This window comes from Hyphomicrobiales bacterium, from assembly GCA_002869065.1.
Taxonomy (GTDB): Bacteria; Pseudomonadota; Alphaproteobacteria; order Rhizobiales; family Rhodobiaceae; genus Rhodobium.
Genome location: PKTR01000002.1, coordinates 1,042,231 through 1,054,868 on the forward strand (window position 1 = coordinate 1,042,231; position 12,638 = coordinate 1,054,868).

Sequence of the window (12,638 nt, forward strand, 5' to 3'; positions counted from 1 at the left end):
CAGCACGTCTTCGAGCCGCCTGATCGTCGTGATGGGCGTTGCCGGCTGCGGAAAATCGACCGTTGGCGCGGCGCTCGCCGGAAGGCTCCACAAGCCGTTTCTCGACGCCGACGATTTTCATCCTCCGGCCAACATCGAGAAGATGTCGCATGGCGTACCGCTCAGCGACGAGGATCGCTGGCCGTGGCTCGACAGGCTCGGCCAGGAGCTGCACGCCGCGGCCGACAGGGACGGCATGGCGGTCTGTGCCTGCTCGGCGCTGCGACGTGCCTATCGCGAACGCATGATCGCGGCGGCCGGCGAACCGATCCTGTTCGTCTACCTGAAGGGCACGCGCGAAATCATTGCTGGCCGGATGTCGGCGCGTACCGATCATTTCATGCCCACCGCGCTGCTCGACAGCCAGTTCGCGACCCTGGAACCGCCGGGCGACGACGAACTGTCGCTCAGCGTCGACATCGGTCCCTCGGTCACGACGGTGGCCGAAACCATCCATTCTCATTTGACGAGCCGGGGAGATACGCCGTGATCGACACGCAGCCAGCCATGGGCATCGTCGGGCTCGGGGTGATGGGCCACAATCTCGCGCTCAACATGGTCGACAAGGGCGTGCGCGCGGTCGTCTACGATCCGTGGCCGCAGGTGCGCGCCCGCTTTGCCGAAAACCCTGGCCCGCTCGAAGTTGCCGACAGTCTTGCCGCGCTGGTCGAGGCCCTGCCTTCGCCGCGCTCCCTTCTCATCATGGTCAAGGCGGGCGAGCCGGTTGACGATGTCGCTGCGCAACTGGCGCCGCTGCTCTCTCCCGGAGACACGCTGATCGACGGCGGCAACTCGCACTATCGCGACACCATGCGGCGGGAAGCTTCTCTGCGCGAAAAGGGCCTCAATTTCATCGGTCTTGGCGTATCGGGCGGCGAGGAAGGCGCTCGGCACGGGCCCTCGCTGATGGCCGGGGGAGACGAGACCGCCTATGCACGCGTCAGCCCGGTGCTTGAAGCGATCGCCGCGCGCCACGAGGGCGCGCCCTGCTGCGCGCTGGTCGGCAGCGATGGCGCCGGCCATTTCGTCAAGATGGTCCATAACGGCATCGAATATGCCGTCATGCAGTTGATCTCGGAGATCTACGTGCTGCTGCGCGACGTTGCCGGGCTCGATTACCCGGCGATGGCGCGGGTGTTCCGCGACTGGAACGAAACGACGGTCGCCTCCTATCTGGTCGAGATCACCGCCGGCATTCTCGACCGTGCCGACGATCTCGGCAGCGGTCCGTTGGTCGAGAAGATCCTCGACAAGGCGGGCCAGAAGGGCACCGGGCAATGGAGCTCGGAGGCAGCGCTTTCGCTCGGTGTGCCGACACCGACCATCACCGAGGCGGTGTTCGCGCGCAATCTCGCCGCTCGCAAGGACGAGCGCGTGGCGGCCAGTGCGGCGCTCGCAGGTCCAGACGCGGCAAAGCGGCCTGACGATGTCGATGGGTTCGTGGAGGATGCGCGCCGCGCGCTTCTGTGCGGGACGGTGATTGCCTATGCGCAAGGCCTTGCGACGATCGCTGCGGCTGCCAATGAGCGCGGCTGGGCGGTCGATCTCGCGGCGGTCGCCGGTGTCTGGCGGGCCGGCTGTATCATCCGCGCGCGTTTGCTCGACGATGTCATGCACGCCTTCGAAGGTCCCGAACCCCCGGCGAACCTGTTGCTGGCGCCGTATTTCGGCGCTCTGGTGGCGGAACAGCAGGGCGGATGGCGGCGCATCGTTGCGGATGCGGTCCGGGCCGGCGTTCCCGTCCCGGGACTTTCCTCCGCGCTTGCCTATTACGATGGCTATCGCAGTGCCCGACTCGGCGCCAATCTCATCCAGGCGCAGCGGGACTGTTTCGGTGCCCATAGCTATGAGCGCACCGACCGGCCCGGCAGCTTCCACACCGAGTGGTAGGGCCGGGGAAGGGACCCGTGGCGGTCATGCGGCGGTCCTTGTCTGCATGCGGGTGAGCGGCCTCACCCCTGTCGGCGATGGCGGACAGCCTTCTCGATCTCGACCAGGATGAACACCGAGGAGGCGACCAGAACGCACAGGCCCCAGTCGGCAAGCCCGATCGGCGTCGAGCCGAACAGGGTGTTGAGAACCGGCGTGTGCGTGTAGGCGATTTGCGCCGCCATGACGATGGCAACCGCGATCCAGGCGGGGCGGGACGCCGCGCCGAAGTGGTCGGTGTAGTGGGTCAGCCGGTTTCGCCGGACGTTGAACAGGTAGAACACCTCGAACAGCACCAGCGTATTGACCGCCATCGTCCGGGCCGTTGCCACCGGCATTCCAATATCGATCTGGTGGATGAACAGCAGGAACACGCCGGTCACGATGATCAGCGAGACGAAGGCGATCCGCCAGTACAGGGAGCCGGACAGGATCGGCGCATCGGGGTCGCGCGGCGGCCGGTCCATGACGTTGCTCTCCGGCGCCTCGAATGCGAGCGCCAGCGCCAGCGTCACCGCGGTGATCATGTTGACCCAGAGGATCTGCACCGGGGTGATCGGCAGGGTGATGCCGAACAGCACGGCGGCGACGATGATCATGGCCTCGCCGCCATTGGTCGGCAGGATGAACTGGATCGACTTGATGAGGTTGTCGTAGACCGTGCGGCCTTCCTCGACGGCGGCGGCGATGGAGGCGAAATTGTCGTCGGCAAGGACCATCTCGCCGGCTTCCTTGGCCGCTTCGGTGCCGCGCAGACCCATGGAAACGCCGACATCGGCCTGTTTGAGCGCCGGCGCGTCGTTGACGCCGTCGCCGGTCATGGCAACGACGCGGTTGTTGGCCTGCAGGGCGCGCACGATGCGCAGTTTCCCTTCGGGACTGGTGCGGGCGTAGATATCGACGTCTTCGACCGTTTCGCGCAGCACGTCGTCGGAGACGTGGTCGAGCTGGCTGCCGCTCAGCGCCGCTGCGGGACGGTCGAGCCCGAGCTGTGCGCCGATCGCCTTGGCGGTCTCGACATGGTCGCCGGTTATCATCTTGACGTCGATCGACGCCTTCTGACAGCGCGCGACCGCCTCGATCGCCTCGGGGCGGGGCGGGTCGATGAAACCGAACAGGCCGAGCAGGCTAAGGTCGGTCTCGACGTCATCGAAACTGAGGCTGCGGAGTCCCGGCGCGTTGTCGCGCACCGCAAGCGCCAGCACCCGCTCGCCGCGGGCGGCCATCGCCGCCATGCGGTCTTCCCAATAGGCGAGGTCGAGCGGCTCTTCGCCGAGATAGCTGATCTGGCGGGCCGACATTTCGAGCAGGCGCTCCGGCGCGCCCTTGACGTAGACGATCGATTTCTCGTCTTCGTCGAGATTCAGTGTCGCCATGAAGCGATGTTCGGAATCGAAGGGAATTTCATCGAGACGGCGATGTTCGCAGCGCTGCTCGACATGGTCGAGGCCGGCCTTTTCGGCGGCGACCAGCATGGCGCCTTCCATCGGGTCGCCCTCGATGAACCGGGCACCGTCGCGCAGGGAGATTTCGGCGTCGTTGCACAGAGTGCCGGCGACCGCGAGCTGGTGCAGCAGCGGACGGTGGTCGGGCTCGACGGGCGCGCCATCGAGGAGCAGCGCGCCTTCGGGCGCATAGCCGCTGCCGGTGACGGTGAACAGATGGGCGCTCGTCGCGATGCTCTGCACCATCATTTCGTTGCGGGTGAAGGTGCCGGTCTTGTCGGAACAGATGCAGCTCACCGCGCCAAGCGTCTCGACGGCGGGCAGCCGTCGGATGATCGCGTTGCGCTTGGCCATGCGTTCGACGCCGATCGCCAGCGTGATCGTGACGATGGCCGGCAGGCCTTCGGGGATCGCCGCGACTGCCAGGCCGACGGCGGCCAGGAACATGTCGACCAGCGACGAGCCGTGGAATACGACGCCGAACAGGAGCGTTGCCGCGGCAAGGGCGAGGATGACCAGGGTGAGAGTGCGGCCGAACTGGGCGAGTTGCCGGGTCAGCGGGGTCTCGAGGCTTTGCACGCTTTGCAGCAGGCCCTTGACCCGGCCGATCTCGGTCATGGTGCCGACGGCGGAGACGGCGCCCTTGCCCTGTCCGCGGGCGACGATGGTGCTCGAATAGGCCATGCAGGTGCGGTCGCCGAGGGCGGCGTCGGTGGCGACTGCGTTGACGGATTTATCCGCGGGTACGCTTTCGCCGGTCAGCGCGGCTTCCTGGATCTGCAGCCCGCGGCAGGAAAGCAGGCGCAGATCGGCGGGCACCTTGTCGCCGGGCTGGAGCACGACGATATCGCCGACGACGAGTTCGGTGGCGGGAATGCTCGCCCGCTTGCCGTCGCGGATGACAACGGCGTCCTCCGACATCAAATTGCGGATGGATTCGAGCGACTTTTCCGCCTTGCCTTCCTGCAGGAAGCCAATGATCGCATTGATCACCACCACCCCGGCAATGACACCGGCATCGACGAAATGTCCGAGCCAGGTCGTCAGCGCGGCGGCCGCGACGAGGACATAGATCAGGACGTTGTGGAACTGCGCGGCAAGGCGTTCGATCCACGAGCGGCCTCTGGCCTGCGGCAGCGTGTTTTCGCCGAACAGCTCGCGCCGCCGTTCCAGATCCTCCGAAGACAGGCCGGCCAGATCGACCTTCAGATAGTCGACGATTTCGGAGACGTCGCGGCTGTGAAACCAGCCGGGATCGTAGCTGTTCTTTTCAAGGATCGGAGACTGTTCCACGCTCACGCCCGCTTTCCCGGAGCGCTTTCGCTCCGAAGAGGACCAATTTGGAAATCAGAGATGCTGGACCTGGGATGATAGGGTCCTGCCGCCGTTCACACGCGGCAATTGAACGCTGTATAGCAACCGATCCCTAATGTAGGTTTAATTCTTTTTAAAACAAGGTCTTAGCAAAAATGCGTAGGTCCCGCTCGCGGCGTGCGCCGTATGTCGTTGCGACGATGGGCGTGGTCAGTTAGCCGACCATGTTTCCGGCTTTATGAGGATCGAGCGCAGGATGCTGTCGACGGCGCGGCGGCGCAGGCTTGCCTGGCCTTCAGCTGAGAACAGGGCGTCACCGAAATTGAGCGCGAAGGTGGTGCGGTTGGCAACGTTGAAGAAGCTCATGGCGCTGATCTGCCAGTGAAGTTCGAGCGGTGAGACATCGTCGCGGAAGAGGCCCGCCTCGCGGCCGCGGGCGCAGATGTCCTCGAGCTGTTCGATGGCCGAGGTGTTGGTGTCACCGAGCGAGACGGCTTCCTTCAGGTGGCGGCCGTGGTGGATGTTCTCGATCATCACCAGACGGATGAACTCGGGATTGTTGGAGTGGTGGTCGAAAGTGAACTCGACCAGCCGGGCGAGCGCCCGGTCGGGTGGCAGCTCGGCCAGATCGAGCGCCTTTTCGCCTTCGCGCACCTGCCGGTAGGCGGCTTCAAGCACGGCCCGGTAGAGCGTCTCCTTGTCGGTGAAATAGTAGAAGATCATCCGCTTGGAGGTCTCGATGCGGTCGGCAATGTCCTGCACGCGAGCGCCGGAAAGCCCGTGTTCGGCGAACTCCGCGCGGGCGGCACGCAGGATATCGGCTTTCACCGCTTCGGGATCCTGCCGCCAGGTGCGGGTGTTTTCGCGAGTGTTTTTAAGCAGTTTTGCCATCACACCTTCCTTGTCGCCTATTCGGCGCATAGTAGCAAATTAACCGGGTGGTTCAATTTGATTGACAAATTAACCGCACGGTTCATTATGGAGCGCAACGGACGTATGAAGCCGGTTGGAGGAAAGCGTGGGCATGCCGCTTCGAGCGACATCTGAAGGCCGCGAAACGGTGCTTCTCGGCCTTGTCGGCTGCGGGATCGCGAAATCGCGCACGCCCGAGATGCACATGGCGGAGGCCGAGGCGCATGGCCTGCGCGCGGTCTATCGGCTGATCGATGTCGATGTCCGCCAGCCCAATGCCCCGTCGCTGGAAGCCATCCTGCAGGCCGCCGAGCTGACCGGTTTCGATGGCCTCAACATCACCTATCCCTTCAAGGTCGACATCCTGCCGCTGCTCGACGATGTGTCGCCGAATGCCGCGGCTGTTGGTGCCGTCAACACGGTGGTTCTCCGCAATGGCCGCCGGATCGGGCACAACACGGATCTGTGGGGGTTCTCGGAAAGCTTCCGGCGCGGTATGGCCGATACGGCGCGCGACCACGTTCTGCTTATCGGGGCGGGCGGTGCCGGTGGCGCGGTGGCGCATGCGCTTGCCGATTGCGGGGTGAAGCGCCTGTCGATCTTCGATGCCGACGAGCGCCGGTCTGCCGCGCTTGCCGAACAGCTCGGCCGCAACCGTCCCGATGTCATTGCCGAGGCCAGCCCGTCGATCGAGGAGACTTTCGCCGAAGGTCTCGACGGCATCGTCAATGCGACGCCCATCGGCATGGTGGCGACGCCCGGCTCGGTGGTGCCCGCCGCCTTGTTCGACCCGGCCGTCTGGTTCGCCGATATCGTCTATTTCCCGCTCGAAACCGAACTTCTGGCGACGGCCCGCGCGCGCGGCTGTCGTGTGCTGCCCGGCTCCGGCATGGCCGTGTTCCAGGCGGTGCGGGCGTTCGAGCTTTTCACCGGTCGGCGCGCCGATCCAAATCGCATGACGGCGACGTTCGATGCCTTCGAACAACAAACCCGCCAGCAACAAACCCGCCAGGTGGCGGAAACCTGATAAATCACTGTGGGAGGAAGACCATGAAATTCAAACTCGCAACCTTTGCCGCTGCCGCGGCGCTGACCTTCGGGCTTGCCACGGCGGCCTCGGCCCAGACGATCCGCGTCGCCCATGTCGACCCGGACGAGTGGACCGCCTCGAAGAAGGGCGCCGCGGCGCACGTCTTCAAGAACATCGTCGAAGGCGAAACCGATCTGACGGTGGAAATCTTCCCGGCCGGCGCGCTCGGCAACGAGACCGAGCTGGTCGGTCAGGCGCAGGAAGGCATCACCCAGGTGGTGCTGGTGTCGGGCGCCATGTCGAAGGTCTGCCCGGCGGCGTCCGTGCTCGACATTCCCTACACCTTCTCTTCGGCGACGGTTGCCTGGGACGTGCTCGACGGTGAGTTCGGCTCGGCGCTTGCCGCCCATTGCCTTGAAAAGACCGGGCTTCGGACGCTTGCTTTCGGCGAAACCGGGTTCCGCAACTTCACCAACAACACCCGCGAGATCCGTTCGCCGGCCGATATGGCGGGCCTGAAGTTCCGCGTGCAGCCGATCCCGCTCTATGTCGAGATGGTCAAGGGCCTCGGCGGCGAGCCGACCCCGATCGCCTGGACCGAACTGCCGAACGCGCTGTCGACCGGCGTGGTCGACGGCCAGGAAAATCCGGTCGGCGTGATCTACAATAACGGTCTGCACAAGCTGCAGAAGTTCATGACGCTCGACGGTCACGTCTATGCCGCCGACTTCATCCTGATCAGCGACGAGTTCTTCCAGTCGCTGAGCCCGGCCGAGCAGCAGGTGGTGCAGAAGGCCGCCCGCGTTGCCGGCACCATGGGCCGCGCGATCCAGCAGTGGGGCACGGCCGAGGGCGTCAACAAGGTGCAGGCGGAAGGCATGCAGGTCTATTCGCCGACCGCGGACGAGATCAAGGCGTTCGCCGACAAGGCGCAGCCGGCGGTGGTCGAATATCTGCGTGGCGAACTCGGTGACGACGCCGTGTGGATCGACCGTCTCGGCGAGGCGGTTGCCGCGGCGACGAAGTAACAACGACTGCCGGGCCGGAATCCCTTCCGGCCCGGTCTTTACGGGGAGCATCGCGAGATGCGCGCAATCACCCTTGCCGCCCGTCGTGTCTTTGCCTTTGGCGCGGGGCTGTCGATGGCGCTCGTCTTCGCCATCATCTTCGTCAATTCGGTGCGCCGCTACACGGTCGGCCAGTCGGTCGCCTGGGGCGAGGAGCTGCCGATCTATCTGACGATCTACGGCGTGATGTTCGGCGTCGCGCTCGCCTATCTGCAGGACCGGCATATCCGCTTCACCCTGTTCATCGATTTCCTCACGCCGCGGACCCGCAACCGGCTGTTTGCGCTGGTCGATCTGGTGACGCTCGCCGCCGGTGTGACGCTTGCCTATGCCGGCCACGCCTTTGCCATGCGGCGCGGCAATCTCGACGCGTCTGGGCTCAAATCCGCCGCCTCCTGGCTGGTCGATACGACGGGTATTCCGATGCTGTCGTGGATCGGCAAGGTCGGCACCTGGCAATACGCGGTCGCGATCGGCGGTGTGATGCTTGCCATTGCCGCGCTGCTGAAACTTCTCGAACGGCTGCAATCCGGCGGGGCCGAGTGACATGGTCTACGCCGTCCTCCTCGTTGCTCTTGCCATCGGCGTGCCGATCGCCTTTGCGATCATCGCCGCCCTGTTCGCCTTCATGGCCGCCAACGACGCGCCCTATGCGCTGCGCATCGTTGCGACGGAAATGTTCAAGGGGCTGAACTCCTTTCCGCTGCTCGCCATCCCGCTATTCGTGCTCGCCGGCGAGGTGATGAACGAGAGCGGCATCACCGGGCGCATCATCGCCTTCGCCAATGTGCTGGTCGGGCGGATGCGCGCCGGGTTGGCGCTCGTCAACATCTGGGCCTCGGTGATCTTTGCCGGGCTGTCCGGCTCGGCGGTGGCCGATACCTCGGCAATCGGCCGGGTGTTCATCCCCGAAATGCAGAAGCACGGCTACGACCGCGCCTTCGCTGCCGCCATCACCGCGGCGTCCTCGGTGATCGGGCCGATCATCCCGCCGTCCATCCCCGTCATCATCTACGCGCTGATCGTCACCGGCGTGTCGGTTCCGGCGCTGTTCATCGCCGGGGTTATTCCGGGTCTCTTGCTGGCGCTGTTCCTGTCGGCCTATGTCATGCTGGTGGTGCGCACCGATCACGGCGATCAGGCGAGCGAGCTTACCTCGCAGCCGGCGGCAAAGGCGCTGCTCGACGGTATCCTGCCGCTCTTGATGCCGGTGTTTGTCGTCGGCTCGATCCTCGCCGGTGTCGTCACGCCGACGGAAGCGGCGAGCTTCGCGGTTGCCTACGCGCTTTTCCTCGGCCTGTTCGTCTACCGCAAGATCCGGCTCTCGGCGTTGCCCCGGCTGTTTTCAGAGGCGATGCGCGACAGTGCGGTCATTCTCGTCATCATCGCTGCGGTGTCGGCGGCGAACTGGCTGTTGACCTACAACCGGGTGCCCAATCTCCTGACCGACTGGGTGCTGTCCAATGTCAGCGGCCAGACCACCTTCCTGCTGGCGACCATCGTGCTGTTTCTCTTCGTCGGGCTGTTCCTTGAAGGGATCGCGGCGATGCTGGTGCTGGTGCCGATCCTGCACCCGATTGCCGTCTCGCTCGGCGTCGACCCGGTGCATTTCGGCATTCTGGTGATCTTCAACCTGATGATCGGGCTCATTACGCCGCCGCTCGGGCTGTGCCTGTTCGTGGCCGAATCGATCGCCAATGTGGGGATGGCGAAGCTGGTGCGTGCGATCCTGCCGCTGTTCCTCGTCGAAGTTCTCGTCCTCGTCATCCTGACCTTCGTGCCCGAGACGGTCGTCTGGCTGCCGCGGGTACTCGGATACTGACATGAAGACATCTATCGCCACGGTTTCGATCTCCGGCAATTTGCGCGAAAAACTCGCCGCCATCGCCGCCGCCGGCTTCGACGGCATCGAGATCTTCGAGCAGGATTTCATCGCCTTCGACGGCGGACCGCGCGAGGTCGGCGCGATGGTGCGCGACCACGGGCTGGAGATCACGCTGTTCCAGCCGTTTCGCGATTTCGAGGGGTTGCCGGAGCCGCTGCGCGCCAAGGCGTTCGACCGCGCGGAGCGCAAGTTCGACCTGATGGAGGAACTCGGTACCGATCTCGTTCTGGTCTGTTCGAGCGTCCATGCGGCGGGGCTTGGCGGAATCGACCGGGCGGCGGCCGATTTCCACGAACTGGGCGAACGGGCGGCGAAGCGGGGCCTGCGGGTCGGTTTCGAGGCGCTCGCCTGGGGCCGCTATGTCAACGATCACCGTGACGCCTGGGAGATCGTGCGGCGCGCCGAGCACGATCATGTCGGCGTAATCCTCGACAGTTTCCATACGCTGGCGCGTAAGATCGATCCCGACAGCATCCGGCGCATTCCCGGCGACAAGATCTTCTTCATCCAGCTCGCCGACGCGCCGGCAATCGACATGGACCTGCTCTACTGGTCGCGCCATTTCCGCAACATGCCGGGCGAGGGCGATCTCCCGGTCACCGACTTCATGCGGGCGGTGATGGCGACCGGCTATGCCGGGCCGATCAGCCTTGAGATTTTCAACGACCAGTTCCGCGGCGGCTCGAACCAGCAGGTCGCCCGCGACGGTCATCGCTCGCTTGTCGCGCTGATGGACGATGTGCGCCGGGCCGAACCGGCGGTCAGCGTCGACCTGCCGGCGTTTCCGGCCCGCCAGCGGCCCGAGGGTGTGGCGTTTCTCGAATTCGCCAGCCGTGGCGCGGAGGCGCGTTCGCTGGAAGCGCTTCTCGGAACGCTCGGCTTCGAGCGCGCCGGTAGTCATCGCAACAAGCAGGTGACGCTGTTCCAGCAGGGTGACATCCGCATCGTGCTCAACGAGGAGACGGAAGGGCATGCGGCGCACGCGTGGAACGCGCGCGGCACCATCGTCTGCGATATCGGCATTGCGGTGGCGTCGGCTGCCGACACACTGCAGCGCGCCACCGAACTCGGCGCCGAACCCTTTTCGCAGCCGATCGGGCCCGGCGAACTCGACATTCCGGCGATCCGCGGGCTGTCGGGGTCGGTGCTGCATTTCCTCGATGAAACGAGCGGGCTTTCGCGCGTGTGGCAGCAGGAGTTCGATGCCGCCGCACCGGTCGGCGGGGCGGGGCTGACGCGGGTCGATCACATCGCGCAGACCATGAGCTACGACGAGATGCTGTCGTGGACGCTGTTCTACAACTCGCTGTTCGAGACCGAGAAGTCGGCGATGGTCGACGTCTTCGATCCCGACGGCCTGGTGCGCAGCCAGGTGGTCGCGACGGCGGACGGTTCGCTTCGGATCACGCTCAATGGCGCCGACAGTCACCGTACGCTCGCCGGCAGTTTTCTCGCCGAGACCTTCGGTGCCTCGGTTCAGCATCTGGCGCTGGCGAGCGACGATATCTTCGCCACCCTCGAAACCCTCGGCGAACGTGGCTTCGAGCCGCTCGCCATGCCGCAGAATTACTACGACGACCTGGCGGCACGGTTCGATTTCCCGCCCGGCCTGATCGAACGTATGCGGGCGGCGAATGTGCTCTACGACCGGGATGCCGGTGGCGAGTTCTTCCAGTGTTACAGCCGCGCCTTCGCCGGCGGTCTGTTCTTCGAGATCGTCCAGCGCGGCCCCGGCTATCGGGGCTTCGGGGCTCCCAACGCGCCGTTCCGTATCGCCGCGCAAAAGCGGCTGGTACGCTCCAAGGGCATGCCGCGCGTCTGAGCGCGGGCGGTGAGCCGGCTGGCGCCGGGCCTGACCGGCACGCCCCTGTGGACGGTTCCTGCCATTGTCATCGAAGTGTCATTGCGGGTCCTTAAGGGATGGCTCCTGCCGTTTCACAGAGCTCGCCGATGCCATGATTCTCGACAAGACGATTTCGCCCGCAGCAGATAGCGGGGCCCGCGCCGAGGCGCTGCGCTCGCTGGGTCTGGCATCCGCCGAAGACCTGGCCGAGGCCTGGCAGGCGTGGTCGGACAAGCCCGAGGTTGCCGATATCCGCCGCCCCGAAATCGGTCTTGTGATGCTTCAGGGCCGTATCGGCGGCGACGGTTCGCCGTTCAATTTCGGCGAGACGACGGTCACCCGCGCGGCGGTGCGCATCGGCGAGGCGGTCGGTCATGGTCACGTGCTCGGTCGCGACCGCGAAAAGGCCCGGCTGGTCGCCATTTTCGATGCGCTCTGGCAGGGTCCGCAGCGCGGCCGCGTTGAGGCCGACGTTCTCGCGGTGATGCGGGCCCGTCAGGCCGAGGCCGACAGCAAGCGCGCGGCGGAGACGGCGGCGACCAAGGTCGATTTCTTCACAATGGTGCGGGGTGACGACTGATGACCCTTGCCGCCGGTTTTGCCGATCCTGTTTTCCAGTCTCAGGCCGTGTTCCGGGCGGTCGCCGCGGCGATGGCCGAACCGGGCCGGCCGGTCGCTCTTGCCAGCGATCTGGCACCGCCAGCGCCGCTGTTGCCGACAACGGCGGCGGTGCTGCTCACCCTGATCGATTTCGAAACGCCGGTCTGGCTCGACGATGCTCTCGGCGGCGAACCGGTTAGCGACTGGCTGCGCTTCAACACCGCCTGCCCGCTGGTCGCGACGCCGGAAGGGGCGGCCTTTGCCGTGCTCGCCGATCCGGCGGCCTGCCCGGCGTTCGATGTCTTTGCACAAGGGACGGCGGAATATCCCGACCGTTCGACGACGCTGATCCTGCAGGTTCAGGCGATGACCGCGTCCACCGGACAGAGGCTTTCGGGGCCCGGCATCGACGGGGAAATCCGCTTCGACGCGATGCCGCTGCCGGACGGGTTCTGGACGTCGGTGGCGGACAACCGTTCGCTGTTTCCGCTCGGTGTCGACGTCATCCTGTGTGCGGCTGACGCGATTGCGGCGCTGCCGCGCTCGGTGCGCCCGCTCGGGGAGGTTCGCTAAC

11 protein-coding genes are annotated in these 12,638 nt (G+C 65.5%); 9 read left to right on the forward strand and 2 right to left on the reverse strand.

Annotated features, from left to right (window positions below):
- Positions 1-22 precede the first annotated feature (22 nt).
- Together C0606_08500 and C0606_08505 are read left to right on the forward strand one after the other, a co-directional pair.
- The gene (locus C0606_08500) at positions 23-529 is read left to right on the forward strand and encodes a hypothetical protein (GenBank protein PLX38762.1); all 507 of its coding nucleotides are present in this window, start codon (positions 23-25) and stop codon (positions 527-529) included.
- 17 nt (positions 530-546) lie between these two features.
- A complete protein-coding gene (locus C0606_08505; protein ID PLX38246.1) occupies positions 547-1,929 on the forward strand; it encodes a phosphogluconate dehydrogenase (NADP(+)-dependent, decarboxylating) in 1,383 nt (460 codons plus the stop codon).
- A gap of 62 nt (positions 1,930-1,991) precedes the next feature.
- Here the strand turns inward: C0606_08505 and C0606_08510 are convergent, their stop codons facing one another.
- Both C0606_08510 and C0606_08515 read right to left on the reverse strand, forming a co-directional pair.
- Positions 1,992-4,691 carry a carbonate dehydratase gene (locus tag C0606_08510; protein ID PLX38763.1) on the reverse strand — a complete coding sequence of 900 codons (2,700 nt, stop codon included), beginning with the start codon at positions 4,689-4,691 and terminating at the stop codon, positions 1,992-1,994.
- A gap of 246 nt (positions 4,692-4,937) precedes the next feature.
- Positions 4,938-5,618, reverse strand: a complete 681-nt coding sequence (locus tag C0606_08515) for a TetR family transcriptional regulator (GenBank protein ID PLX38247.1) — start codon at positions 5,616-5,618, stop codon at positions 4,938-4,940.
- A 133-nt stretch (positions 5,619-5,751) separates the two neighbouring features.
- Here C0606_08515 and C0606_08520 point away from each other — a divergent pair, with 133 nt between their 5' ends.
- The 7 genes from C0606_08520 (at position 5,752) to C0606_08550 (ending at position 12,637) form a co-directional block, all read left to right on the forward strand.
- Positions 5,752-6,666 carry a shikimate dehydrogenase gene (locus C0606_08520; GenBank protein PLX38248.1) on the forward strand — a complete coding sequence of 305 codons (915 nt, stop codon included), beginning with the start codon at positions 5,752-5,754 and terminating at the stop codon, positions 6,664-6,666.
- Between the two features lie 23 nt (positions 6,667-6,689).
- Entirely contained in the window at positions 6,690-7,697 is a 1,008-nt protein-coding gene (locus C0606_08525) for a C4-dicarboxylate ABC transporter substrate-binding protein (GenBank protein PLX38249.1), read from the forward strand.
- Positions 7,698-7,754: 57 nt separating this feature from the next.
- Positions 7,755-8,282, forward strand: coding sequence for a C4-dicarboxylate ABC transporter substrate-binding protein (locus C0606_08530; GenBank protein PLX38250.1), 528 nt, complete (start codon positions 7,755-7,757; stop codon positions 8,280-8,282).
- 1 nt (position 8,283) lies between these two features.
- Positions 8,284-9,558 carry a C4-dicarboxylate ABC transporter permease gene (locus C0606_08535; protein PLX38251.1) on the forward strand — a complete coding sequence of 425 codons (1,275 nt, stop codon included), beginning with the start codon at positions 8,284-8,286 and terminating at the stop codon, positions 9,556-9,558.
- Position 9,559: 1 nt separating this feature from the next.
- A complete protein-coding gene (locus C0606_08540) occupies positions 9,560-11,443 on the forward strand; it encodes a 3-keto-5-aminohexanoate cleavage protein (GenBank protein PLX38252.1) in 1,884 nt (627 codons plus the stop codon).
- Positions 11,444-11,576: 133 nt separating this feature from the next.
- Positions 11,577-12,044: a phosphonate C-P lyase system protein PhnG gene (phnG, locus tag C0606_08545; protein PLX38253.1), complete on the forward strand. Its 468-nt coding sequence runs from the start codon at positions 11,577-11,579 to the stop codon at positions 12,042-12,044.
- Entirely contained in the window at positions 12,044-12,637 is a 594-nt protein-coding gene (locus C0606_08550; protein ID PLX38254.1) for a phosphonate C-P lyase system protein PhnH, read from the forward strand. The genes phnG and C0606_08550 overlap by 1 nt, the downstream gene beginning before the upstream one ends.
- The last annotated feature ends 1 nt before the right edge of the window (position 12,638 follow it).